This window comes from Psychrobacillus sp. FSL W7-1493 (assembly GCF_038004905.1).
Taxonomy (GTDB): domain Bacteria; phylum Bacillota; class Bacilli; order Bacillales_A; family Planococcaceae; genus Psychrobacillus.
This window is the reverse complement of the sequence record NZ_JBBOSB010000001.1, coordinates 1,000,999-1,024,965: the sequence shown is the minus strand read 5'-3', so window position 1 is coordinate 1,024,965 and position 23,967 is coordinate 1,000,999. Positions and strand designations below refer to the sequence as shown.

Sequence of the window (23,967 nt, the reverse complement as noted above, 5' to 3'; positions counted from 1 at the left end):
ATTAAAGTCATAGTCATTGTTCACCAATCGGGCACGATGAGGGAATAAACTGCTCTTTCTTCTTCAACTAAACCAGCCAATAGTTTGTCAATATTTATTAATGAAAAACCAAAATAGTTCATGCTATACTAAATTTGTGCATGCCAAATAACCTTTCAAAGTTCTACGTTTGGAAAGGTTTAGGATATTTTCATATATTTTTGAACTATGCTAGATCTTGGAAATCTGACTTGCTTTTTAATAGTGCATAAATCCAATGTAAAAGCTTATTTGCACATGCTATTACAGCCACTTTAAAGGGCTTTCCTTCTTCACGTTTCTTATCATAAAACTCACGTAACCTCTTATTTCGAGGAATGAGTTCATCTGTCGTTTTCTTCTTGCGACAATCACGAATGGCACTTTTTACGGCCATATATAAGGCGTGTCGTAGTCTACTAGAACCTCTTTTGGTAATCCGATTCAAAGTACCTTTGAATGTACCAGATTCAAAAACACTTGGATCAATTCCTGCAAAGGCAACTAATTTTTTAGGGTGATTAAACCGATCGATTTCCCCAATCTCAGAAATAATCGTTGCCGCGATTTTTTCGCCGATACCGGGGATAGATTGCAGAATCTTATATTCTTCCATGTTTTTCGCTAAAACATCTATCTCTTCTTCCAGATTGGATAGATGTTTTTTGTATTCCAGAAGCATTTTAATATACATATCCATGCTTAAAATAAGGCTGTAGTATAAGGTTTTCTGAAATGGATTACGATTTGCGGCTGTCTTCAATTTTTCTGACTTGCTGTTTGCCCATTGTTGCGAACGGCTTTTACAGAATTCTTTTATCTTTTTTGCGATTGTTTCTTCACTAGTAGCCAATACTTCCTCTGAAGTAGGGAATGATTGTAGCGAAAGTAAGGAAACGTCTGAATACAAATCTCCAAAAACACCACAGTATTCAGGAAATACTTGGTCTAAAACGGATTGGAATTGTAGTTTGGTTTGTACATACATACCAGTAATATTTTCATGTTGTCTTGTAAGGTTACGTAAATTTAAGAGCTGGATTCCTCGTTGTTTATAAGGCTCTAGATCCTCTTTATAAAACATCTCGCAGAGATGACGAGCGTCTATGATATCCGTCTTTACTTTACGTAAACTTGAACTCTTTGCTCGATACGAAACGAGTGGATTAACCATGATTAATAAATATCCTCTCTCTTCGAAAAATTGGACAACTGGTGTATGATAATGGCCTGTAGATTCCAAAACAATCGAGGGCCTTTCTCCAGAAGCCTCTTCTATTTCTCTAATAAACTCTAAAAGAATTGTAAGCCCTTCAAGTGTATGAGCCACTTTAAAACTCTTTTTGTACGGTTGCTTTTTCTCCAAGAATGCTTGAACCTGACTTTCGCCTTTTGCCACATCCAGACCAATTACTGGATTCATCATTATTTTCCTCCTTGTCATACAATTAACCGGTAACCCCTATTCCTCCATGTAGTATCATAGCTTCGCTTGTTATACGAGATCAGAGTCCCAACCAGCCTCAATCATGTTTCTACAAGTAGGGGGCGAACTGTTTAATTGACGGGATCATTAGCCCCACGGGTGCTTACGTTCTACCCCGGCTACCGCAATCATATATCGATATAAAAAAAGGTCAACCAGAAATATCTGGCTAACCTTATAATACGAACGAGGTGCTTTAGTAAAAAGCAATATCAAAGTAAAATGAGCCAGGAAAATATCCTAGCTCATTTTTTACGTGTATTTAAATCAACCTTTACCTTTAACATAGCCTATAAATTTAACTATTTACCTTGCTTCTTTGGGCAGATTTCATATAATACATTATTTCATCTAAAGAGGCTTTCTCTATCACGACATGATCCTCAAAGACTTTCTGTACTTCTTCTGCATCTTTTGACAAAGCTTGAAATACCCCTTGAGAACGTTCTATGTCAATGAAATGTGCTTCTGTATCTCGGTCTAGTAAATCCGTGCTTCCTTTTACAACGACATATCGTTCCTGTAACTCATCTATACGTTGGTTAAGAAGAATTTTCCCTTTATCAACTAATACAATATAATCAGCAAAACGTTCTAAATCGCTTGTCGTATGCGTTGAAAAAAATATACTCCTTCCCTCATTTACCATAATTTCTTGAAAAATGTCTAACAACTCTCTGCGAAACGTAGGATCTAATCCTGATGTCGGCTCATCCATAATAATTAGTTCTGCATGATGAGATAAGGCAATAGCTATAGAAGCTTTCATTTTCATACCTTTAGAAAAATTTTTAAGAGATTTATTTAGAGGTAACTCAAATTGATTAACATACTGATTAAATTGTTGATCATCCCATGCTTTATAAGCGGGAGCAACTATTTTACTAATTTCTTTTAAATTCAGGGATTGATAAAATATATTGCTGTCGTATACGAAGCCTATACGGTTTTTAATTTCTTTCTCATGGCTGGCATAATTTTTTCCAAATACACTTACCTTTCCCTTATCCGGCTGTAAAAGATTCATCATTAACTTGATCATCGTCGATTTACCAGATCCATTCGGGCCAATAAATCCTGTTGTGTATCCTTCTTTTATCTGTAAATCTACATTGTCGATAGTTAATGTCTCAAATTTTTTAGAAACCCCCTGGAACTCTATTACATTTCCCATTCCTCTCACTCCTCGTACAGCAGCTTTAATAAATCTTGTAATTCTTCATAAGATAACCCTGATTCTTTACTGTTAGAGATAACCGCACTTAATTGTTCTTCAATTACACGCAATTTTTTCTCTCGAATAACATCTAAATTTTGTTCCGCTACAAATGAACCTTTTCCAACAATTAAATATATGAAGCCTGCCTTTTCTAATTCTTCATATGCTCGTTTTGTAGTAATCACACTAACTCTTAAATCTTTGGCCAATTGTCTAATGGAAGGTAAAGCGGTTCCTTCTTTTAACTCACCTGACAAGATTTTAGTCTGAATTTGTTTGAAAATCTGTTCATAAATCGGTTCCTTTGAACTGTTAGAAATAATAATTTGCATGCAGATACCTCCTTTACATCCATGTGTGTATCTATCGTAAATCCCTCGAAAATATTTTCGAAATATAGTTAAAATAAATTTTTATCTTTGCAATTAACTTAATATATACATCCGTCTATACCTCTTTATATATTATATATATTCACTATATACTATTCAACTAACGATTGCTTTAGCCCAGTTATCTCAACGTCTAGAATTTTAGGCTATGTTAAAGGGTAGGGTTGATTTATGATGCAAAGAAATCTTTAATCAGAGAGTAGAATTGATTTCTGCCCGAGCCTGACGCTTTCCGCGTGGTACTGCTTCAACCTCTTCGTCTCTTTGTTCCTGCCTGGACTTTTGCGTTCGCTTGTTGCCCCTAGGAGTCGCCACTTCCTCTTCAAACAACTAAAGTATAAAGTTTTTTCTACAGGATACGGGCCGGTCTTATAATAAAGAAAACGTGAAATCGAGTTTTCCGATTTCACGTTTTTACTTGAGAGACTAGTTATGTCCGAGTCTCTTCATTTATTTCTATTTATTAGATCTTCTAATAAAGCACTGATTTCTTCACGTCTATCTAATGTTTCTTCTTTTAAAACTTCCATTTGATATCCTTCATCAGTTGTTGTGATATTAACAATATCGCCTTCTTCTAGTTCAAGATCAAAAGTAGATGTTGGTAGGATCAGTTGGTTCATTTCTTCTGGTGCTTCCAAAAAAACATACATACCTTCTTCAATGCGGTCTAGTGTATATTTTTTACTTGAGCTCACTTACCTTCACTCCCTATGTTTTAATAGTGTGACGCGTCTCCTGTGCCGAAGATATTTTTACTGACTAACTGAATAACTTGTACCGTTGGTCTTAACTGTTATTGTACCTGATAAAGTATGATAAATACTTGATTTAAATAAATTTAGACGATCCACCACTGCTTTATGAGGGTGACCATATTGATTATTTTTGCCATAAGAAAGTATCGTAACTTCTGGCTTAACTGCTTTTAAGAAGGCTTCGGAACTACTTGTATCTGATCCGTGATGACCAGCTTTTAAAATAGTAGATTTTACATTATATTTGCTCATTATTTCTGATTCTTTTCCTGTATCTGCATCACCTGTCAAAAGAAATGAAATATTATTATAAGCTAGCTTTAGTACGATAGATGCGTCGTTATTATCACTATTAGTTGTTCCCACATTTAGCACTTGCAGATTTAAATTATCAAATGTAATTTTTTCACCTTTAGTTGGTATTTTAAAGTTTATATTTTTATTACGAATTAATGTTAGCATGTCCTTATACGTATTTGAAGTATGCACTTTACCGCTATCCATAAATGTACCAATTTTAATGTTAGATTCCAAAACTTTTATTAGTCCCCCGATATGGTCTGCATCAGGGTGTGTAGCAACCACAAAATCTAACTTTGTAATCCCTTGGGATTTGATGAATTTGACTACTGTATCACCTTTTGACTTTGTCCCACCGTCAATCAGCATACTTTTCCCGTTTGGTGACTGGATTAATATTGAATCTCCTTGACCGACATCAATAAAATGTACTTTCATTTCTTTTAAAGATAGAGCTTCTAATTGGGCAAGCTTCGATTTAGATGGGGTCTCATACTTAACTTTTGAGCTTTTTTGTACAAAGCTCCCACCACCAACTCCATATAATCCACCTTGATCACTCTTATATGTATAGACACGGAATTCTTCGCCTTTTTTTAGATTACGTACGGTTGATAGAGAACCATTTTCAAATTTCACTAATTTCGTGTCATCTATGATAGTAGCCTTACCGATTTGACCTTTTTTTAGCTCTGTCTTGCCCCACATTACTTTTGTTGCATTGCTTGGTGAAGTTGTTTGCTGTTCTAATAAAGCAAGCTTACTCTTTGATGGTGTTTCATACTTAACTGTTGCTGTATTTTTTTGTATAAAGCTTCCGCCACCTACACCATAAAGGCCACCCTGTTCGCTTTTATAACTATAGACACGGAATTCTTCACCTTTTGTTAATGTTCGAACTTCTTTTAAAGAATTATTTTCTATTTTTACGAGTTTCGTCTCTTTTAATATAGTAACCTTACCTATTTGTCCTAGCTTAAGCTCTGTTTTCCCCCACATAACTGGAGCGGCCTCAGCAGTTAATTGATTAGAAAAACCTAGACCTACAAATAAAAGTAATACTATAAATATTTTCATAAACTTATTAAACAAAATCATCAACTTCCTTCCATATATTATTATCCTACAAAAATAATAAAAATATGTCGATGGAAGTTTATTGAAACATGAAAAGCGAGGAGGCAGTTCCTCAGCCACCGGAGCTTTTATCCATTTGATCCCGAGGGGCAAGGCGGTGGAGCTAGACATGAATTTATCCACAGGTTTTAGAATTTTATAATTCTAAACAACAAAAAAATGGTATTCCCTTAGGAAACACCATTAAATTTAGTACTCATATTATCTTTCACATGCCCAGTTATCCTTATCTCTGTCATGCTTTGACGCATAAGCAGGATGCCCTTTTTTTACTCCTTGTGGATATACCTTGTTTAACTCCTTACAGTTTTGAAATTTTGTAGGAGCACCAGGTACAACCTCTATACCATTACCGTTTTCTGATTTCGTAAGTTTTGTCGAGACAGAAGTCTTCGGCGGATTCTCTAAAAGAGCTAATTTTGATTTGGAAGGAGTTTCGTATAGGACATTATTGTTTTTTTGAATATAAGCTCCCCCACCAACCCCATATAATCCATTATGTGTACTTTTATAGCTATATACACGATATTCATCGCCTTTATTCAGCTTTCTTATTGTTTGAAGGGATCCGTCCTCCCCTATCTTCACTAAAGTAGAATCTTTTACTATAGTCGCTTTACCAATTTGACCTAGCTTCAGTTCTGTTTTCCCCCACATGACTATACTTGCAGCTTCCATGCTTGTCCCATTCACAAAAACAAAACTAAACATTAATATCATTGCTATTAACAGCTTCACTGACTTCTTTTTCATTTCCTCACTCCTACTACAATTACTTTTCTTATATATTTTACCACTTTATGTTTAATAAATGGTAAAAACGGGTAAAAGTTTCATTAGCAAAAAGATTTCATCAAAATGACAGTTATTAGCCCTTGTACAATACAAACGTCACTTTGAAAACTTATATGTTATTCAGCAAAATTAAGATCCTCTTTATTTACATAAAAAAGATCAATCATGTAGTTATACCATAATATTAGTAGTACCGATTTGCCGAAGTTATGAAAATACGTGACTTATACAGGGGCTTTTTGTTTTGAAATCATTTTGCTAATAAATTAGTAGAAAGGATTGAATTTTATTAGAACATATAGCTGAATTAGGGGAGTCAAGATTGATGTAAATGAAAACCTCGGATTTTATTTGTAGAGGTTAAAAGTAACACCACCATATCGCTATCTTAAAATACCAAATGACAAGGAGTCTAACAATGAAAAAATTAATAGGGTTTATTACGTTTGTAGTTTTAGCTGTTTTTCTAACAGCATGTGGTGAAAGTGAAACAACTAGAACATTTGAGGCTGAGCAGAATGGCATTGCAACGACGTTAGAGTACACGGCTAAAGGTGATAAAGTAACAAAGCAAACAACAGAAAATGTTATCGAGTATGAACTAGCTGGTATTGAATCGAAAGAACAGGCGAAAGAACTTTTTGAGCCTATGACCGAACAATTCCAAAACATTGATGGAATAACACATAAACTAGAATATGATGATTCCAAGGCAATTGAATCCTTAGTTATAGACTATGAGGCGGTCGATTTTGATGAAATCATGGGTCTGCCAGGTATGAATTTTAGTGAAGACCCTAAAAATAATGGGATAAGTATGGAAAAATCAGCAGAAATGTTAGAGAGTCAAGGCTTTAAGGAAGTAAAATAATGAATGATGAACGCATTTGAATCCTCCAGGTGCGTTTTTTTATCGTACTTATTTCAGATATAAAAAAGGTAAAAGGCATCATCCAAGTTCTCCCTAATCGGGTCTTTGATGTGCCTTTTTATTGCCTAACTTAAATTCTGAAATTATTTTGGTTCTTAAGAAGTTCATAGATTTTAATTAACAAAGTAATAATTATACTTAACATAGCTATAATTAGAATCGTACCAATTAGAATAGCATCAAGCGTTACCTGTGCAAACGCTAAAAGCCCATAGCCTAACATTAAACTACCAAAAAAAATTAAAATGCCCATTGAAATATAGCGTGACATAAGAACCCCCCTTTTCAATACTTCTGTTGTCAGTTTTACTCCATTTAACTTTAACATAATTATCCAAAACTGTTCCAAGTACTACAAAATTATTTATTTCAAAAGAAAAAACAGCCCATTTAGATATGGACTGTTTACCCGGCACTATTCGAACAATTAGTCAGTACATTAACTGAATCAATTCCTCTTTCGTTATACCACCAAAATACTTTGGAACGTCTACTGATTCTAATGCTTGTTCTATGGCCTCTTTGCTGTAATTTTTACCAACTAGTAAAACCTCTACCTCTTCCACTTCTCCTACTCCAAAGAAGTCTCCGAAAAATTTAACCTCTTCAATAACCCCTTTGTTCACCTCTAGACGAACGTCTACACTGCCCGTAGGAAATCGGTGGGAATGCTGGATATTAGACTTAGGAGATTTTCCATAGTTCCACTCCCATTTCTGATAACGCTCTTCAGATAGCTTGTGGATATTAGCCCAGTCCTCCTCCGTTAGTTCCCAATATTGAACCTTGTCTTCCCCTCCAAAAATAGAAGAAAGTATCGCTAAGCGGAATTCCTCTATCGTCATCGGCTTGTCCAGTAGATCTACTATATTTGTAACACGACTACGAATGGATTTAATTCCTTTTGACTCAATTTTGTCTTTTTTAACTTTTAATGCAGAAACAACGGCATCGATTTCAGTATCGAACATTAGTGTACCGTGACTGAACATTCTTCCACGAGTGGAGAACTGAGCATTACCAGAGATTTTTTTTCCTCCAGCTAATATATCATTTCTTCCAGAAAGCTCTGCTTCTACACCCATTTGCTTCAATGCATCTACAACTGGCTGCGTAAACTTTTTAAAGTTACGGAAGCTATCTCCATCGTCCTTCGTTAAGAAGCTGAAATTTAAATTACCAAGATCGTGATAAACTGCTCCTCCACCAGAAAGACGGCGTACTGGGATAATACCGTTTTGCTCTACAAAATCTGTATTAATTTCTTCAATTGTATTTTGATTTCTCCCTATAATGATTGATGGCTGATTTATGTAAAACAGAAGAAATGAATCCTTCTCTACATCCATAGTATTGAGAGCATATTCTTCAATAGCTAAGTTAATGCGTGGATCAGTAATTCCTTTATTATCAATAAAAAACATGGGTATCACTCCTTTATTCCTATTTTAGCAAAAATCTATAGAAAGTGTTGACAAAACATTCTGTGTTATATTACAATGAATTCAATCGAAACAGTTATATAACAGATGGAGGTGGAATATATATGTTAGAAAACGTATTAGAATTTTTCCGTAACCTGCCCAAAAAGAAATGCGTAACATGCGGCGAGCCAATTGAAGAGCAACATGAATGCTATGGGAACCACTGTGATAAATGCAACAACCTATAATTCTTTAAAATTACCAGCTAGAAGCTCCCCTTCCTAGCTGGTTTTTTTTGCGTATATTGATGAATGAGTTTAACTATAAAGGATTTATTGTTAATAACCAAGCATTATGATAGGATTAGTAATAATAATTTTCAGAATTAATAAAATTAAAGGGGAGGATAAATAATGAAGTATGGATTTTGGTTGCCTGTTTTCGGCGGGTGGTTACGAAATATAACAGATGAGGATATGCCTGCAACATTTGAATATGTAAAAGAGCTAGCACAAAATGCGGAAGACTGGGGTTACGATTTAACCTTAATAGCGGAATTAAATCTTAATGATATTAAAGGAGTGGAGAGTCCCTCTTTAGATGCATGGTCAACTACTGCGGCTATCGCAGCCGTCACGAAACGCATAGAAATTTTAACTGCGATTCGACCTGGCTTCCATAATCCTGCGTTAACGGCAAAAGCAGCAGCAAATATAGATCACATCAGCAACGGGCGTTTTTCTCTCAATGTTGTATCTGCATGGTGGGAAGGGGAAGCAAGACAATATGGAGGTATCTTCACAGCACATGATGAACGCTATGCACGGACAGAGGAGTTTATCCACATCTTAAAAGGGTTATGGAAAGAAACACCTTTTACTTATACTGGCCAGTTTTATCAATATGAAAACACATACTTGTCTCCGAAGCCAATGAACCAGCATATCCCCCTATATGCTGGTGGAGAAAGTGAAGCTGGGAAGCAAACAATTGCTAAAACTTGTGACTCCTATGTTATGCATGGTGGCACAGTCGAGGAAATTGCTGAAAAAATTAATGATATGAAAAATAGACGCCAGTCTCTTGGGGAAAAACCATTAGAAACGTTTGGGATGTCTGCCTATATCATTTGTCGAGATACCGAAGAGGAAGTACAACAAGAACTTGCTCGCATTACGGAAGTAAAAGAAGGTTCTCCTGGTTATGAGGGTTACAAGGATTTTGTTAGCAAATCTCATCTTAACGTAGAGGTGCAGCTTAAGGATTATTCCGTGTCCAACCGAGGATTACGGCCAGACTTAATAGGCACACCTGAACAACTTGCTAAAAAAATTATTGCGTTTGAGGAAGCTGGAGTAAATCTGTTAATTCTTCAGTTTTCCCCGCAGCACACGGAAATGAAACGGTTTGCAGACCAAGTGATGCCTCTAGTAGAAAAATTGAAAAAAGAAAAACAGGAAGTCTAATGTTCCCAAGTGGTGGGTGAAACAAAATTTAATGTACAAAATAAAGCTCCTCACATTTTACTTTTCGTAAGATGCGAGGAGCTTTATTAATTTTATGTTACGCTTCTTTTGTTTGTTTAGAATAGCGTTTTGTAAACAAAAGCATAAAGTATCCGAATGTTATTACTAAGCACACTACCATCACGCCAAGTAAGAAGCTATTATTAAACCAGAAATGACTTAAATCACCTGTAGAAATAGATGCTTTAAAGCTTTGGACTGAGTAAGTCATCGGTAACAATTTATTAAAGAATTGCAACGGTGCTGGTATAAGTTCTAATGGGAATGTACCCGCACTTGTTGTGAGCTGCAGAATTAGGACAATAATTGCAACAAATCTTCCTGGATCACCTAAAATCGAAACAAGCAACTGTACTAATGCTAAGTATGTGAAGCTTGTAATGACTGCAGAAAGGATGAACAGTCCTACACTTTGAGTTTCAAGCTTTAAGACAAATAGTGCAACCGCAACTACAAACAGCGATTGGATAATTCCTACTACACTTAAAACAGTTATTTTACTAGCAAACCATTTCGCCCCACTTGTTGGAGCAATCGCTGGTTGAACAAATGGGAAGACAATTGATATTAACAATGCACCGACAAATAACCCAAGTGATAAGAAATAAGGTGTGAATCCTGTTCCATAGTTAGGTACCTCATTGACCCCTACCACATTAACATCTACTGGAGAAGCGACCATTTCGTAAGTCGATTCAGAAGGTGCTACTTCGCCTGCCTGCTCACTTGCTTCTTTTAAGCTAGATTGCAATGTTTCCGTTCCATCTGCCAGTAATTGTGTACCTTCTACTAGTTTAGTAGAACCATCTGCTAATTCCCCTGATTTCGTAGCAAGTGTACCAGTACCCTCTTTTAATTGGGATGAGCCGTTAGCTAGTTCGTTTAATCCATTCACAAGGCTAGAGGATCCAGCATACGCCTGACTGATTCCAGCGTTGAATTCGTTCATTTTTTCATTTAGGGTAGTCGTACCACCAGCAAGATTAGATGAACCTTCTACTAATGCTGCTGAAGATGATGCTAATTGAGAAACACCCTGCTTTGCTTGTGAGTAACCTCCACTCAGCTGTTCTGCTCCACTTACTATTTGAGAAGTACCCGTAGTTAAATCCTGAGTTCCACCAGCTAATTGTTCTAAGCCTGTGGAAACTGAGGTACTACCAGCTTCTAGTTGCTTTAATGTCTCTGTAATAGCAGCCGACTGTTCTGGAGGTAAAGCAGCTGTTAACTGACCTAATTGTTGAGATAAGGCTTGGATACCAGCTGTTACATTAGCAGAGCCTTGAGCCAGTTGGTTTGTGCTGTCATTCAATTTGGAGCTACTCGCTTGAAGCTTAGCCAAGGAATCTAGCAGGCCTTTTTCCTTTTCGCTAAGTAATTGATAGCTTTCATTTAGTTTATCTACACCAGCTGTGTACTCTTTAATACCACTATTTAAAGCTGCGGCCCCTTCAGCCGTTTGACTAACGCCATTTGTAAGCTGAGAAGAACCATCCGCAAGTGTTCCCAGACCTTCATTTAAATCCTTAGATCCCGTAGCAGCTGTATTAATACCATCAACTACCTTATTAGTACCATCACTCAGCTCAATCGTGCTACTAGCTAATTGTTCTAAGTAGCCTTTTAGGTTAGAGGCACCATTATTAACTTCAGCTACGCCGTCTTTTAGCTGCCCTGCCCCATCAGAGGCTTCCGCAAATCCGTCACCTAGCTTCGTAATCGAATCAAAAAGCTGTTCTGCATAAGTTGCTGATACTTGCTCATTCACTTCTGCACGAATACGATCCATTGCTGTTTCACCTATTTGCGATGATAAGAAATTAAATCCTTCATTTGCTTTATAAGTGATGACCATTTTTTCTGGCTTCTCATCTAATAAAGTCGTTGCATGTTCAGAGAAGTTTTCTGGAATCTCAATTAATAAATAATAATCTTGGTTTAATAAACCGGCATCTGCCTCTTTTTCAGATACAGATACAAATTTAAATTGGCCACTTTCTCGTAGCTTATCTGTTAACTCCTTACCTAGGGAGAGCTCCGTTCCGTTGTACTCTGCTCCTTCGTCGGAGTTAACAACTGCTACAGGTAGATCACTTAAATTAGCATACGGATCCCAGAAAGCCCATAAGAACATCCCAGCATACATCACTGGAATAAATAAAACTGCAATTATTGAAATCAATAATTTTTTGTTTTTAAAAATACCTTTCCATTCCGATTTTATCATGTCGATTCCTCCTAATACTATATGACCGATATGTTCATTTAGTCACTTTTGACTAAAAAAATGAGTCTCAAATTGCGAGACTGCGAAAAATTGTATCCTGAAAGAAGTTAGCAATATCTTCTTCAGATAATGAATCATCGTGGGTTAAGTTCCAATCATTTACGAATGCAACATAAGCCTTTAATAATAAATATGCTACAAGCTCTGCATTTACCTGTCGGATTTCTCCCTTTTTAACATATTTATTGATTTTCTCACATATGAACGAAACAATAGCTTGCTCGACTTGGCCAATGACATGCTTTACTGCAGGAGTTTTCCATTGTTTTTCCTCATCAATTATTTTTGCATACAATTGATGTGTTTCACGGAACTCTAGCATCTTCATAAGCGCTGCATGAGCATTTTGCTGAAATGGAGCATCTTCTATAATGACATTAACAGCTTCCAGTTTCATTTCTTCAATCATATGAAGGACAATTTCTTGGAACAAGACTTCTTTGTTTTCAAAGAAATTATATATAGTTCCTTTTCCTACATTTGCAATCTTGGCTATTTGCTCCATAGTTGTTGCTTTATATCCGAAAAGAGAAAAGGATTTATTGGCAGCCATTAAAATTTCCTGTTTGCGGTCCATTTGGTTATCCCTCCTCATAAAAAAATGACCAGAAAACCATTTCGGTCAACTAGTCATTATAATACTCTCTATTGTTTATTTACGCAAGTAAAATTTAATGTTTTTCACTCATATGATCCATCGAGTTATCACTATCATCAGGTAACACTTTACTCATATCTGGTGTACCTACTGTAAGCTCTTGTTTAGGCATTACGTGCATATCTCTTGCGGTTGTATGAGCAAACATATAATAAACTCCGTCATGTTCAAAAGTAAAATCAGCTTCATACACACCATCTTCTGTAAGCTTACCCTCTACCATATGTCCTTCGTCACGAAGTCCTGATTCCCATACCTCGAACTCTACAGAATTTGCATCATTTACTGCTTCCCCATTTTGAGTAACTTTAGCGGAAAGCTTGATATCTTCGTTAATAGGTAACTCTTTAGGTGTTTGAATCTCTACCATAACCTCTTCTAATGTTCCTTGATGACTAGTACTTGAATGTGTTTCTTCCTTTTCACCACAGCCTACCAATGTTAAAGCTACAAGTAGTGCTAGTGAGATAATGACTTTTTTCATTCGAAAAATCCTCCCAGAATGGTAATGTAAAACTCCATATGCTTACTAAAAATACTCTAAAAGCCAATAACTTTTAGAGCATTTTATTAATCAGTTTGTTAAGCTTTTAAATGCTTCATCACTACGTCCGCCATAGCATCAATAAATTGAGGCTGGTCGTTTGGCATAGCAGGACGCACATAAGTAGCACCGATTTCATCACAAACCACTTTACATTCGTAATCGTTATCGTAAAGAACTTCTAAATGCTCTGAAACAAATCCTACTGGAGTATAAACGAATGTTGTGTAGCCTTTTTCTTTGTGTAAATCATGAGTCAAGTCTTGTACATCTGGTCCAATCCATGGTTCAGGAGTTTGACCAGCACTTTGCCAGCCTACTGCATAATTTTTTACACCAGCAGCCTCAGCGATTAAATCTGCTGTTTCTTTTAGTTGATCCTCATATGGATCTCCCAAAGTTTTAATTTTTTCAGGTAAAGAGTGAGCAGAAACGATTAAGCAGGCTTTTTCACGTTGCTCTTCTGACATTGCTGAAAATGCTTCACTTACTTTATTACTCCAATACTGGATGAACTTAGGCTCTGTATACCAGCTTTCTACAGAAGTTATTTTAAGGTTGCCTAGTTTATCAGCCTCTTCTTTGATACGTCCATTATATGATTTAATCGAGAATGTTGAGAAATGTGGAGCCAATACGATGGAAACGGCTTCCGTGATTCCATCCTTATGCATTTCTGCCACTGCATCCTCTAAGAAAGGTTCGATATGCTTTAAGCCAATATATAACTTAAATTCAATATCATCTTGTACTTCATTTAAACGTTCGCAAAGACCTTTTGCTTGGTTTTCTGTGATTTTAGCTAGCGGAGAAATTCCTCCAATTGCTTTATAGCGACCAGTTAAATCCTCTAATTGTTCTTCGCTTGGTTTACGACCATGACGAATATGCGTATAGTAACGTTCAATATCCGCTTCTTCATATGGAGTTCCATATGCCATTACTAATAATCCCATTGTTTTCTTCATTTTTGTCACCTCAAAAGTTATTTTAGTTAGATTTCGCTGCAATAAGTTCTCTACTATAATCATGGATAAACGAAGTTAAGCGTTTCAAAACATCCGGATCAACTTCTGGGAACACGCCGTGACCTAGATTGAAAATATGACTAGGGTGAGCTACACCTTGTTCAATAATCAATTTTGCACGTTTCTCAATTTCTGCCCAATCCCCAATTAAATAAGATGGATCCAAGTTACCCATTAGTGGTTTAGTTAACCCTTTTGCACGAGCTTCCTCGATAGACAGACGCCAATCGATCCCCACAACATCAACAGGTAGGTCATGCCATTCCATTGCTAGGTGGCTGGCACCTACACCAAATGTAATTAACGGAACACCTGTCTCACGTATTTCTGAGAAAATACGAGTCATAATTGGTTTGATGAAGATACGATAATCTTCTACATTTAATGCCCCAACCCAAGAGTCAAAAATTTGGATGGCCTTAGCTCCAGCTTTAACTTGTGCTTTTATGTAAATAATAATCATATCAGCAAGCTTGTCCATTAAAGCAAACCATGCTTGTGGCTCAGATACCATAAATGATTTCGTTTTGTTATAGCTTCTAGATGGTCCACCCTCAATCATGTAGCTTGCTAATGTGAATGGAGCACCTGCAAAACCAATTAGTGGGACATTTAATTGTTCTGTCGTTAATAATTTTATAGTATCTAAAACAAATGGTACGTGGTCTTCTGGAGAGAATTCTCCTAGTTTTTCCACATCTTGTACGGTACGTATTGGATTTGAAATGACTGGTCCAACACCAGATTTTATTTTTACGTCTACTCCGATTCCTACAAGTGGAGTTACAATGTCTTTATAAAGAATAGCCGCATCTACATTGTAGTTTTCTACTGGTAGACGTGTCACATACGCACAAAGCTCTGGCTCGTGGGTAATTTGTTCTAAAGAATATTTTTCTTTAATTTTTCTATATTCTGGTTGCGATCTTCCCGCTTGCCTCATATACCATACAGGTGTATGTTCCACTTTCTCACCGCGCGCTGCACGTAAAAGTGTGTCGTTAAAAGTAGTCATTTCATTTCCTGCCCTTCTTGATAACATGTTATTTTATACCTAAATACATTACATGATAATACTTTACTACAATGCCTGAAGAAAATCTTTTGAATTGCCTTTGATAACGATTACATTCCGTTTCCAATATACGCTTCAACTATAGACGTTTCTTGAATTAATGTATAGTTATAAACGGGAATTGTCATAAATTTGTCCTGATTTCAAACCATCCTGAAAAAAGGTTGTTTTTAAATTTGCAAATTAGGGGAAAATATAAATACAAAATATAAATTATACTGGAGGAAGTTTAATGAAATTATATATGACGTCCGGAACACCTGAGTTTATGCAGTCCATAAAAGATAAACATCCCAATGAAAATATATACATTTTACATGGAACAGGAAATTCAGTTCTCATTCATGAAACGACTGGTAAATCCGTCTTTCAAGTCCCTCGTATTTATGAAATTTTAGAATCTCGCGGCAGTTTTAATGAAAATGGATATTTTGTCCTTCACCACATCCCCGTATCCGATGAAGGTAAACCAATATTTGAACATCAATATACAAACCTGTCTCCAACTGTTGAATCTGAACCAGGCTTCATAGCTTTACGCGTTTTAAAACCTTTAAAATCAGATACTTATATTATCTTATCAGAATGGAACGGACCTAATAGCTATGAAATCTGGGAAAAGTCTGTTGCGCTAGACTTCACCAGTGTCGCAGATAAGCAACAGCTATTTACAAGTGCACCTTATATATCGACCTATCGTTCGAAAACAAAAGAGGAATAAGAATAGAGATTAATTAACAAACGCTAAAACGCTCATAATCTGAGCGTTTTCTTATTTTTAATATGTACAAAAAATAAATTAATGATTCCTATTTTTGTAATACACAAGTGTCACAAAGAAGATAATGCCATTTGCTAATTCAAGTTTTATGTTGGATTAATGGGACACTTCCGAGCTGCTTATGGGCGTTTCCCACATTTACGGGCGCTTTTCTTTGATTTATGGGACACTTCTTACCTGTTTATGGGCTCTTTCCATACTCTATATGGGACACTTTCCGCTTGCTTATGGGCGGTTCCTAACTTTATGGGCGCTTTTCTTTGATTTATGGGTTACTTCCCCCCTACTTATGGGCTTTTTCCTACTCTTTATGGGACACTTTCCGCCTGCTTATGGGCGATTCCCACCTTTACGGGCGCTTTTCTTTGATTTATGGGACAATTCTAACCTGCAAATGGGCTCTTTCCTACTCTTTATGGGGCACTTTCCGCTTGCTTATGGGCGATTCACACCTTTATGGGCTCTTTCCTACACTTTATGGGACACTTTCCGCCTGCTTATGGGCGGTTCCTAACTTTATGGGCGCTATTCTTTGATTTATGGGACACTTCGAACCTATTTACGGGCGCTTTTCTATTCTTTATGGGGCACTCCAACCTACTTACTCCATACTTTTTTTTCAAATTAAAAAACTGCAAACTACTCAATTTACTTGAGTGTATTTGCAGTTTTTTATTTCAACAATTAGATTTTACTCATTCGCAAAGTTAGTTCTGACACTACTAGCACTGCTACTGGTACTAAGAATGTGATAGGAGAATTTCCACCTTGGATTAGAACTCCTATCAAAACAGCCGCTGCTTGAATGAACTGAAGAATCCTAATTAAACTCGCAACTGATTGCTTTCTTGCGTCCTTTTCAATAGGAAACAAAAGATCCATTCTAAATTCATATCCTGATAATAGTGCATGCTTAATCTGAATAACTGTAGCAAAGGAAAGAGCAGCGGCAAATATTATGGATACGATTGGGAACGGAATGAATACAGCTCCGATGATTGCAAGTCCAGTTAAACGCAGCCACAAATAGAAAAAGTCATTAGTTCGGATGAAAGTCCTCATAACTAAGTAAAGCTGGGTATTTTTTTGTCCATATCTCGCAAGCTTATAAAATACATCCAACCATTTTCTTCTTTTGGTTGCTCCACGAATGTGTGGAACGTCGGTAAAGTAATTAGCAAATCGATAAAATCTCATCATACGAGATTGCTCAACTATAATAAAGTGTTCAAATGGAAATGGAACTTCTTTTTTCTTTTTCACCCATGCCATTGTATAAATAAATTGTACAATAGCTACTAAGATCACAAATAAATAGCTTCCATTCAATAGGAAATACAGTGCCACTAATACAAGTAGAAAGCGTAGAAAACGGTCTCCCCATACGCCTCTTCCATTAGCAGCCCATCGGAAGTTGAACTCCGTATGGATGCTCCAATACTTTAATACTAATAAAAATATCAATAGAGCAATAATTTCTTCTCTTGTACTACCAGCTACTCTTGTAAGTAAAGGAATTGCCACAACATATGCAGCCAAGGTGACTACTATTGAAGAGAAATAGGTCCAACGAAGTGCAAGTCGTAGATATTCCCCTAGCTTTGTTTCTAACGGCAAAAAATACACACTGTCTGCATTTTTTAACAGAGTAACAGGTGTGCTCAATGTAACTAAGATACTTAAGATAAACGCAACTACCAAATATGCGGGAAAATCCTTAGGAGCTGTGTTTAGCCATCCACTATACGTATAGCCTAGCGCGCCAATCGCAAATACGATAACAATAGCCAAATGACCAGAAACAATAAATTTCATATATTTCTGGAGCTCATTTATATAGAAGACAAATCGCTTACTCCATACTTCACGCAAATTATTCATCTTGTTGTTCCTTTGTCATTTCGATGTAAAGATCATCTAATGTAGCATATGGCATGTTAAATGCTGCTCGTAAGTCCGTCATCGTTCCTTGTGCACGAATTTTCCCATTATGCAAAAGAAGTATGCGATCACAATATCGTTCAGCTGTTGATAGAATATGTGTCGACATGAGGACAGAAGCCCCCTCATCCTTTCTTGCTTTCATCTGATCCAGTAGTGATTGAATCCCTAAAGGGTCTAGACCTACAAACGGTTCATCAATAATGTATAGGGATGGACTCACTAAAAATGCACACATAATCATCACTTTTTGACGCATTCCCTTAGAAAAATGAGTTGGAAACCAGTTTAATCGTTTTTCCATACGAAACTCTTTTAATAGGGAAGTTTTTCTTGCCTCAAATACATCCTTGTCCAAATTGTAGGCCATAGCCGTAAGCTCTAAATGTTCATTTAACGTTAACTCGTCATATAATACCGGCGTTTCTGGTATATAAGAAAAAGAAGAGCGATATATTGCTGGGTCGTCCTTTAACGTCTTTCCGTTTAGTAGAATTTCCCCGTTTGCGGCATTCATTGTTCCAATAATATGCTTGATCGTTGTACTTTTCCCAGCACCATTCAGCCCGATTAAACCCACAAGCTCTCCTTTACCAATAGAAAAGTCCAAATCATGCAATACAGGCTTTCTTGTATATCCACCTGTTACATTTTTTACTTCTAATACAGTCATTTCTACACCTCACTTCTTCTTAATTATAATTTTACCAAAGCCTGCCTTAAAAATCTTCTGTCATTTCATTTCTATCTCTCAAATTGTTAAAAAGAAAAACAAACTTGTCCTATTATATGTTAAACTCATCCTAATAATGAATAGGAGGTTTTTTCATGAGTAACTGTATTTTTTGTAAAATAATCGATGGCTCTATCCCTAGTGCTAAAATTTATGAGGATGAACATGTGTATGCTTTTATGGATATTATGCCTCTGACAAAGGGACATACTTTAATCATTCCTAAATCCCACAAGGAAAATGTATATGACTTAAGCGAAGAAGAGGCTAGCAATTTATTTAAGGTAGTTCCCAAAATTGCGTCTGCATTAAAAGATACGTTTGGACCTGTTGGGATGAACCTATTAAATAATAACGGTGCCCCTGCTGGACAAAGCGTTTTCCATTTCCATTTGCATTTTATTCCACGCTACGATCAAACCGATGGACTGAAGCTCACTTGGAATACAAAGGAAAAAACCTATTCATCCGACATGATTCAGGAATTGGCAAAAGAACTGTCAAATAAATTATCTGCCAACTAATTGCTTTTAAAAGGAAAAAGATTTACAATCTATAATAAGTTTCTTGCTAACGATCATGAGGATACGTTAGGAGAACTAAACAGCCTGAGAAAAGTTGAGGAGAGATGAGAAATGAATACGAAAAATCTTGTACTAATGTCTTTACTAGTTGGTGTAGGAGCAGTGCTTTACATTATTATTCCCGGCATTAACGGGGGTATGAAGCCAGATTTTATGTTGACCATGATGTTTATTGGAATACTATTATTTCCTGAGGTCAAAAGTGTATTTTTACTAGGATTATCCACAGGAATAATTTCAGGATTATTTTCGACCTTCCCTGGTGGCTTTGTTCCAAATATAATTGATAAAACAATTACTGCATTTGTTTTCTTTGGACTAGTTATTGTGTTAAATAAATTAGCTAACAAATTGGCCGTAGCAGTCGTTTTAACTTGCGTTGGCACTCTAATATCAGGAACTGTTTTCCTATCCACCGCTATTTTCATATTTAATGCAGGCGCTGTATTTACAGAACTCTTCCTAATAGTCGTTTTACCAGCAATACTTATAAATGGCATAGCATTTTTTATCATTTATCCAATTGTCGTAAAACTTGTGAAACGCTCTAATTTTAATACAGCACTTACCATTTAACACAAGAAAAGCGCAAGCGCCTGTGTCTGCCCCGACAGGCAAATGAGGAAAGGCGAGGAGGCAGTTCCTCAGCCACCGCAAACGCTCTTGTTTGCGACGAGCTTGCGCAGGAGCAGTATTTTCCCATTTGACCCCGAGGGGCAAGGCGGTGGAGCTTGCCATTAATTTATCCACAGGTCTATATTTTTATAATTCCTAAACAATGAAAAAGCTTTCCTTTTATGAGGAAAGCTTTTTTTGTATTGAATATTATGTTTTAATAATGGAAAGGAAAGGAATAATATATACATATAAGGAGTGATTTGCATGAAAGTATCACAATTATTAATTGGTGTAGCTCTTGGAGCGTTAACAGGTGCGACTACTGTACTTTTATCCACCCCTAAAAGTGGTCCAGAAGTTAGGGAAAATATTAAAGCGGTATCTGCTGACTACAAAGACAAGCTTTCCGATATCAACGATCAGCTACGAAAAGTGAAGGTATCGATACAAAGCTTAAAGGCAGAATCACAGGTTATGATTCCACGAACAGTCAAAGACTTGAAAGAAAGCGTTGAAAAGTGGCAAAGCGACACAGCCCCTCTCCAACAACAATTACAAAATGAGATTTCATCCATCCAAACAGCTATTGATGAGCTTGAACAAGCACTTCCTAAGAAAAAAGAAGTTATAGTTACTAACTAACCAAAAGTATGCGTTTAGTCTTTTAGATTAAAGGCATACTTTTTTTAAACCTACATATTTTTGAATGTTTCAATTATTCTAAAATATATCTATATGAATAGCTTGCTAGACTAACTATAGGTGTCTATACTTATCGTTATAGGAAATTATGTCTAACTGGACTAATCTTGAAATAAAATAAATTATTATAAAATTAATAATATTTTCAAATATTTTATTTCAATTTTCTTACTTTATTGCTATAATGTGTTAAGATTATATACCAGAAAGAAGGCATACGAGATGACTGATCAATTTTATACGATGAAGGAAGCAATGCTATATAGTCAGCGAATCGCTCAACTTTCAAAGGCTCTTTGGAAGGCAGTAGAAAAAGATTGGCAAACGTGGATTAAGCCCTATGACCTTAATATTAATGAACACCATATTTTATGGATATCCTATCATTTAAAAGGTGCTACCATTTCAGATGTAGCCAAATTTGGAGTTATGCATGTTTCTACAGCCTTTAATTTCTCTAAGAAACTCGAGGAGCGTGGATTGCTTTCTTTCTCTAAACGAGACACAGACAAGCGCAACACTTATGTAGACGTTACGGAAAAAGGTCAATTACTTTTAGAGGAAATGTATGAGAATTACCACCAAACTCCCCATTCTGTTATTGAAGGGTCTCGTCCAATGAAAGATTTGTACGGCAGGTTTCCAGAATTCATGGATGTTATGGCAGTTATTCGCAATATTTATGGTGACGACTTCATGGAAATATTCGAACGTTCTATTCAAAACATTGATGAGTCTTTTACAAAGGCAGAATAGCGTCATATCAGCAATGTAAGCGTTCTATAAATCTTTACAATTAATAAGCTTGTATTTTATATAGAAACATCGTATTGTATGTATCTGAAATATATTTTACTATATAGGAGATGCATCAATCTTGCATTGTTGGAAAACTATTAATGTCAAAAAACAATATGGTATGGAACGGCTATTTTTCCTATCTTCCATACTAGTTATGTCCGTTTTTTCAATTGTCTATGCTTTACAAGGAACTATTAATGACTCACATAAATCTGATGACTTCTTTTGGCTATTTGCGATTGGTATGATAATGGTATATCCACTTCACAAGTTGTTTCATTTTCTTCCGTTATTTACGATTCGTAAACATATAAAAGTAACTCTCAACAGACGTTATGGTTTTCTTCCGATAGTTTCCATAAAAGTCTGTGAACCAATAAATAAATATCAGTTTATATTTTCGTTGCTTTCACCTTTTATTTTTATTAACGCTGCTATTCTAATAGGTGCTCTTGTGGCGCCACATTTTGCTCATTACTTCATTATGCTCTTAGCCTATCATTGCGGTATGTGCTTGATAGACCTGATCTATGTAAAGAATTTAAGTAAGTCACCTAGAAGTGCTTTTGTCGAAGAAACAGACGCTGGTTATCAAATTTTAATCGTCGCTTCCCATCATTAGCAATATGTTACACTTGTAACTAATACCCCTAATTTGATATGCTTAGTGTACATGAAGGGAGTTTAGACATGATCATATTTACTTTAGTTCTATTCTCAGCATTTTACTTGCTACAAATTAATCGAATGACATATGCACTTGTAATGTCAAAAGAAATCCCAGAAGAAAAACATCCTAAGATTTTTAGAACCATTAATATATTAATTACGATTCTTCTTGTATCTTTCTATGTTGAGTTAGTTTACGCAGTTTAATAGAAAAAATAGACCCAAATCATTTAAATGATTGGGTCATTTCTTTTTTAGACTTAGAGTGACTAAGAGCACCTGAGTGATCTTAGTCGTTGATTACGTTAGTAGATGAAAGCAGCGCCAACGATAATCAAAAGAATAAACAGAACTACCAATAAAGCGAAGCCAGAACCAGCTCCAGTGCCTCCGCCGTAGTTATATTGTCCACCCATTTAGAACACCTCCTCTTTCTAATTTATCTTATGCGGTGGTTTCCAAATATGGTGGGCAGATGAACGGGAACCATTTTTGTTTTTATTTCGTTTATGGTATAGTTACACTTGCAGCACGATGAAGTTAGGAGAGATTTGTATGAAAAAAACAGTTTTATCATTAACGTTAGCAGCATCAGTTCTTGCATTAGGGGCTTGTAGTGACGATTCAGCGGATAGCAGCAAAGTAATTGCATCCTCTAAAGTAGGCGACATCACACAAAATGATTTATATGAAGAAATGAAGGCTTCTATTGGAGATCAAGCTTTTCAACTTCTTATGATTGAAAAAGTTTTAGACTCTAAGTACGATGTTACCGACAAACAAGTAGATGCTCAGCTAAAAGCAGATAAAGAACAACTTGGGGAAAACTTTGAAACATTGCTTGCACAACAAGGATACACAGAAGAATCCTACAAAAAGTATTTACGTCTTAACCTTCTACAAGAAGCTGCTCTTATTGAAGATGTAGAAGTTTCAGAAGATGAAATTAAGGCTGAATATGAAAATACGAAAAATGAAATTAATGCACGCCACGTGCTTGTAGAGGATGAAGAAACGGCTAAGAAAGTTAAAGCTGAATTAGAATCCGGAAAAGATTTTGCAGAAGTGGCAAAAGCTTATTCCACAGAACCAGCTGCACAAGAAAGTGGTGGAGAATTAGGTTGGTTTGGTAAAGGTGCAATGGCTGCAGAATTTGAAGAAGCGGCATTCGCCTTAGAGCCTAACGTAATCAGTGAGCCAGTTCAATCTAGCTTTGGATTCCACGTTATCGAAGTTACGGACAAGCGTGAAGTTAAAGAGTCGTATGATGACAAAAAAGCAGAGTTAGAGAAAAACTTAAAACTTGAAAAAGCAGATCAAGCTGCATTACTACCTAAAATTTCTAAATTGTTGAAAGATGCAAAAGTTGACATCAAAGATAAAGATTTAGAAAAAGCACTTGATGAATTTTTAGCTGCAGGAGACGCTGCAGGTTCTACAGAGCAACCAGTAACTGAAGAAGATGCAACGACTGAAGAAACTGAAAAATAATTAGATATCGTTTTGACTAAAGAGACCGTAACTATATTGCGGTCTCTTTTTATCTTTTAGCTGGCCATA

At 36.1% G+C, this 23,967-nt stretch carries 27 protein-coding genes; 11 read left to right on the top strand and 16 right to left on the bottom strand.

Annotated elements, in window-relative coordinates; all coding sequences use genetic code 11:
- Positions 1–205: 205 nt before the first annotated feature.
- The 6 genes from MKX96_RS05150 to MKX96_RS05125 form a co-directional block, all read right to left on the bottom strand.
- Entirely contained in the window at positions 206–1,441 is a 1,236-nt protein-coding gene (locus MKX96_RS05150) for an IS110 family transposase (RefSeq protein ID WP_340885875.1), read from the bottom strand.
- A gap of 361 nt (positions 1,442–1,802) precedes the next feature.
- A complete protein-coding gene (locus MKX96_RS05145) occupies positions 1,803–2,678 on the bottom strand; it encodes an ABC transporter ATP-binding protein (RefSeq protein WP_340882501.1) in 876 nt (291 codons plus the stop codon).
- Between the two features lie 5 nt (positions 2,679–2,683).
- Positions 2,684–3,055, bottom strand: a complete 372-nt coding sequence (locus MKX96_RS05140; RefSeq protein ID WP_340882499.1) for a GntR family transcriptional regulator — start codon at positions 3,053–3,055, stop codon at positions 2,684–2,686.
- A gap of 506 nt (positions 3,056–3,561) precedes the next feature.
- Positions 3,562–3,813, bottom strand: coding sequence for a DUF3006 domain-containing protein (locus MKX96_RS05135; protein WP_340882497.1), 252 nt, complete (start codon positions 3,811–3,813; stop codon positions 3,562–3,564).
- A gap of 57 nt (positions 3,814–3,870) precedes the next feature.
- Positions 3,871–5,271, bottom strand: a complete 1,401-nt coding sequence (locus MKX96_RS05130; protein ID WP_340882496.1) for a ComEC/Rec2 family competence protein — start codon at positions 5,269–5,271, stop codon at positions 3,871–3,873.
- Positions 5,272–5,511: 240 nt separating this feature from the next.
- Complete coding sequence (locus tag MKX96_RS05125) at positions 5,512–6,063, bottom strand: excalibur calcium-binding domain-containing protein (RefSeq protein WP_340882494.1); 552 nt, start codon at positions 6,061–6,063, stop codon at positions 5,512–5,514.
- Positions 6,064–6,523: 460 nt separating this feature from the next.
- Here MKX96_RS05125 and MKX96_RS05120 point away from each other — a divergent pair, with 460 nt between their 5' ends.
- On the top strand, positions 6,524–6,976 hold the full coding sequence (locus MKX96_RS05120; RefSeq protein WP_340882492.1) for a YehR family lipoprotein: 453 nt from the start codon (positions 6,524–6,526) through the stop codon (positions 6,974–6,976).
- A 130-nt stretch (positions 6,977–7,106) separates the two neighbouring features.
- Here the strand turns inward: MKX96_RS05120 and MKX96_RS05115 are convergent, their stop codons facing one another.
- Both MKX96_RS05115 and MKX96_RS05110 read right to left on the bottom strand, forming a co-directional pair.
- Entirely contained in the window at positions 7,107–7,307 is a 201-nt protein-coding gene (locus MKX96_RS05115; protein WP_340882489.1) for a hypothetical protein, read from the bottom strand.
- A gap of 160 nt (positions 7,308–7,467) precedes the next feature.
- Complete coding sequence (locus MKX96_RS05110; protein ID WP_340882487.1) at positions 7,468–8,460, bottom strand: lipoate--protein ligase; 993 nt, start codon at positions 8,458–8,460, stop codon at positions 7,468–7,470.
- Positions 8,461–8,582: 122 nt separating this feature from the next.
- Between MKX96_RS05110 and yhfH the strand changes: the two genes are divergently transcribed.
- Both yhfH and MKX96_RS05100 read left to right on the top strand, forming a co-directional pair.
- Positions 8,583–8,708: a protein YhfH gene (gene yhfH / locus MKX96_RS05105; RefSeq protein WP_169360268.1), complete on the top strand. Its 126-nt coding sequence runs from the start codon at positions 8,583–8,585 to the stop codon at positions 8,706–8,708.
- 165 nt (positions 8,709–8,873) lie between these two features.
- Entirely contained in the window at positions 8,874–9,926 is a 1,053-nt protein-coding gene (locus MKX96_RS05100) for an LLM class flavin-dependent oxidoreductase (protein WP_340882483.1), read from the top strand.
- Positions 9,927–10,023: 97 nt separating this feature from the next.
- Here MKX96_RS05100 and MKX96_RS05095 read toward each other — a convergent pair whose 3' ends face one another.
- From MKX96_RS05095 to hemE, 5 genes are all read right to left on the bottom strand, one after another.
- On the bottom strand, positions 10,024–12,213 hold the full coding sequence (locus MKX96_RS05095; RefSeq protein WP_340882481.1) for a YhgE/Pip domain-containing protein: 2,190 nt from the start codon (positions 12,211–12,213) through the stop codon (positions 10,024–10,026).
- A gap of 67 nt (positions 12,214–12,280) precedes the next feature.
- Complete coding sequence (locus MKX96_RS05090; RefSeq protein ID WP_298467175.1) at positions 12,281–12,850, bottom strand: TetR/AcrR family transcriptional regulator; 570 nt, start codon at positions 12,848–12,850, stop codon at positions 12,281–12,283.
- Between the two features lie 94 nt (positions 12,851–12,944).
- Entirely contained in the window at positions 12,945–13,415 is a 471-nt protein-coding gene (locus MKX96_RS05085; RefSeq protein ID WP_340882477.1) for a FixH family protein, read from the bottom strand.
- Positions 13,416–13,513: 98 nt separating this feature from the next.
- Positions 13,514–14,443 (bottom strand): ferrochelatase, encoded by a 930-nt coding sequence (gene hemH, locus MKX96_RS05080; protein ID WP_340882475.1) that lies wholly within the window; start codon positions 14,441–14,443, stop codon positions 13,514–13,516.
- Positions 14,444–14,465: 22 nt separating this feature from the next.
- Positions 14,466–15,518, bottom strand: coding sequence for a uroporphyrinogen decarboxylase (hemE, locus tag MKX96_RS05075; protein WP_340882473.1), 1,053 nt, complete (start codon positions 15,516–15,518; stop codon positions 14,466–14,468).
- Positions 15,519–15,810: 292 nt separating this feature from the next.
- Here hemE and MKX96_RS05070 point away from each other — a divergent pair, with 292 nt between their 5' ends.
- Positions 15,811–16,299: an antibiotic biosynthesis monooxygenase family protein gene (locus tag MKX96_RS05070; RefSeq protein ID WP_169360274.1), complete on the top strand. Its 489-nt coding sequence runs from the start codon at positions 15,811–15,813 to the stop codon at positions 16,297–16,299.
- A 744-nt stretch (positions 16,300–17,043) separates the two neighbouring features.
- On the opposite strand, the gene MKX96_RS05065 is transcribed toward MKX96_RS05070, so the two are convergent.
- Together MKX96_RS05065 and MKX96_RS05060 are read right to left on the bottom strand one after the other, a co-directional pair.
- On the bottom strand, positions 17,044–18,240 hold the full coding sequence (locus MKX96_RS05065) for an ABC transporter permease (RefSeq protein WP_340882471.1): 1,197 nt from the start codon (positions 18,238–18,240) through the stop codon (positions 17,044–17,046).
- Complete coding sequence (locus tag MKX96_RS05060) at positions 18,233–18,973, bottom strand: ABC transporter ATP-binding protein (RefSeq protein ID WP_340882469.1); 741 nt, start codon at positions 18,971–18,973, stop codon at positions 18,233–18,235. Before MKX96_RS05060 ends, MKX96_RS05065 begins: the two co-directional genes overlap by 8 nt.
- Positions 18,974–19,128: 155 nt before the next feature.
- Here MKX96_RS05060 and MKX96_RS05055 point away from each other — a divergent pair, with 155 nt between their 5' ends.
- The 6 genes from MKX96_RS05055 (at position 19,129) to MKX96_RS05030 (ending at position 22,614) form a co-directional block, all read left to right on the top strand.
- Positions 19,129–19,557 carry an HIT family protein gene (locus tag MKX96_RS05055; RefSeq protein WP_340882468.1) on the top strand — a complete coding sequence of 143 codons (429 nt, stop codon included), beginning with the start codon at positions 19,129–19,131 and terminating at the stop codon, positions 19,555–19,557.
- Positions 19,558–19,668: 111 nt separating this feature from the next.
- Entirely contained in the window at positions 19,669–20,193 is a 525-nt protein-coding gene (locus tag MKX96_RS05050; protein ID WP_340882467.1) for a tryptophan transporter, read from the top strand.
- Between the two features lie 306 nt (positions 20,194–20,499).
- Positions 20,500–20,877 carry a YtxH domain-containing protein gene (locus MKX96_RS05045; protein WP_340882466.1) on the top strand — a complete coding sequence of 126 codons (378 nt, stop codon included), beginning with the start codon at positions 20,500–20,502 and terminating at the stop codon, positions 20,875–20,877.
- Between the two features lie 282 nt (positions 20,878–21,159).
- The gene (locus MKX96_RS05040; RefSeq protein WP_340882464.1) at positions 21,160–21,693 is read left to right on the top strand and encodes an HTH-type transcriptional regulator Hpr; all 534 of its coding nucleotides are present in this window, start codon (positions 21,160–21,162) and stop codon (positions 21,691–21,693) included.
- 121 nt (positions 21,694–21,814) lie between these two features.
- Positions 21,815–22,360 carry a DUF3267 domain-containing protein gene (locus MKX96_RS05035; protein WP_340882462.1) on the top strand — a complete coding sequence of 182 codons (546 nt, stop codon included), beginning with the start codon at positions 21,815–21,817 and terminating at the stop codon, positions 22,358–22,360.
- A gap of 68 nt (positions 22,361–22,428) precedes the next feature.
- The gene (locus MKX96_RS05030; RefSeq protein WP_090570160.1) at positions 22,429–22,614 is read left to right on the top strand and encodes a hypothetical protein; all 186 of its coding nucleotides are present in this window, start codon (positions 22,429–22,431) and stop codon (positions 22,612–22,614) included.
- A 98-nt stretch (positions 22,615–22,712) separates the two neighbouring features.
- On the opposite strand, the gene MKX96_RS05025 is transcribed toward MKX96_RS05030, so the two are convergent.
- A complete protein-coding gene (locus MKX96_RS05025) occupies positions 22,713–22,823 on the bottom strand; it encodes a YjcZ family sporulation protein (RefSeq protein WP_340882460.1) in 111 nt (36 codons plus the stop codon).
- Positions 22,824–22,962: 139 nt separating this feature from the next.
- Here MKX96_RS05025 and MKX96_RS05020 point away from each other — a divergent pair, with 139 nt between their 5' ends.
- Entirely contained in the window at positions 22,963–23,898 is a 936-nt protein-coding gene (locus MKX96_RS05020) for a peptidylprolyl isomerase (protein ID WP_340882458.1), read from the top strand.
- Positions 23,899–23,967 lie beyond the last annotated feature (69 nt).

Bases quoted from the DNA above. Each gene is read 5' to 3' on its own strand.
- MKX96_RS05045 (WP_340882466.1), top strand. From the start codon at position 20,500: ATGAAAGTATCACAATTATTAATTGGTGTAGCTCTTGGAGCGTTAACA.
- MKX96_RS05140 (WP_340882499.1), bottom strand. From the start codon at position 3,055: ATGCAAATTATTATTTCTAACAGTTCAAAGGAACCGATTTATGAACAG.
- MKX96_RS05040 (WP_340882464.1), top strand. From the start codon at position 21,160: ATGACTGATCAATTTTATACGATGAAGGAAGCAATGCTATATAGTCAG.
- MKX96_RS05095 (WP_340882481.1), bottom strand. From the start codon at position 12,213: ATGATAAAATCGGAATGGAAAGGTATTTTTAAAAACAAAAAATTATTG.
- MKX96_RS05090 (WP_298467175.1), bottom strand. From the start codon at position 12,850: ATGGACCGCAAACAGGAAATTTTAATGGCTGCCAATAAATCCTTTTCT.
- MKX96_RS05025 (WP_340882460.1), bottom strand. From the start codon at position 22,823: ATGGGTGGACAATATAACTACGGCGGAGGCACTGGAGCTGGTTCTGGC.
- MKX96_RS05030 (WP_090570160.1), top strand. From the start codon at position 22,429: ATGATCATATTTACTTTAGTTCTATTCTCAGCATTTTACTTGCTACAA.
- MKX96_RS05050 (WP_340882467.1), top strand. From the start codon at position 19,669: ATGAATACGAAAAATCTTGTACTAATGTCTTTACTAGTTGGTGTAGGA.
- MKX96_RS05100 (WP_340882483.1), top strand. From the start codon at position 8,874: ATGAAGTATGGATTTTGGTTGCCTGTTTTCGGCGGGTGGTTACGAAAT.
- MKX96_RS05070 (WP_169360274.1), top strand. From the start codon at position 15,811: ATGAAATTATATATGACGTCCGGAACACCTGAGTTTATGCAGTCCATA.
- hemE (WP_340882473.1), bottom strand. From the start codon at position 15,518: ATGACTACTTTTAACGACACACTTTTACGTGCAGCGCGCGGTGAGAAA.
- MKX96_RS05115 (WP_340882489.1), bottom strand. From the start codon at position 7,307: ATGTCACGCTATATTTCAATGGGCATTTTAATTTTTTTTGGTAGTTTA.
- MKX96_RS05110 (WP_340882487.1), bottom strand. From the start codon at position 8,460: ATGTTTTTTATTGATAATAAAGGAATTACTGATCCACGCATTAACTTA.
- MKX96_RS05130 (WP_340882496.1), bottom strand. From the start codon at position 5,271: ATGATTTTGTTTAATAAGTTTATGAAAATATTTATAGTATTACTTTTA.
- MKX96_RS05055 (WP_340882468.1), top strand. From the start codon at position 19,129: ATGAGTAACTGTATTTTTTGTAAAATAATCGATGGCTCTATCCCTAGT.
- MKX96_RS05060 (WP_340882469.1), bottom strand. From the start codon at position 18,973: ATGACTGTATTAGAAGTAAAAAATGTAACAGGTGGATATACAAGAAAG.
- yhfH (WP_169360268.1), top strand. From the start codon at position 8,583: ATGTTAGAAAACGTATTAGAATTTTTCCGTAACCTGCCCAAAAAGAAA.
- MKX96_RS05145 (WP_340882501.1), bottom strand. From the start codon at position 2,678: ATGGGAAATGTAATAGAGTTCCAGGGGGTTTCTAAAAAATTTGAGACA.
- MKX96_RS05120 (WP_340882492.1), top strand. From the start codon at position 6,524: ATGAAAAAATTAATAGGGTTTATTACGTTTGTAGTTTTAGCTGTTTTT.
- MKX96_RS05150 (WP_340885875.1), bottom strand. From the start codon at position 1,441: ATGAATCCAGTAATTGGTCTGGATGTGGCAAAAGGCGAAAGTCAGGTT.
- MKX96_RS05125 (WP_340882494.1), bottom strand. From the start codon at position 6,063: ATGAAAAAGAAGTCAGTGAAGCTGTTAATAGCAATGATATTAATGTTT.
- MKX96_RS05085 (WP_340882477.1), bottom strand. From the start codon at position 13,415: ATGAAAAAAGTCATTATCTCACTAGCACTACTTGTAGCTTTAACATTG.
- MKX96_RS05065 (WP_340882471.1), bottom strand. From the start codon at position 18,240: ATGAATAATTTGCGTGAAGTATGGAGTAAGCGATTTGTCTTCTATATA.
- hemH (WP_340882475.1), bottom strand. From the start codon at position 14,443: ATGAAGAAAACAATGGGATTATTAGTAATGGCATATGGAACTCCATAT.
- MKX96_RS05020 (WP_340882458.1), top strand. From the start codon at position 22,963: ATGAAAAAAACAGTTTTATCATTAACGTTAGCAGCATCAGTTCTTGCA.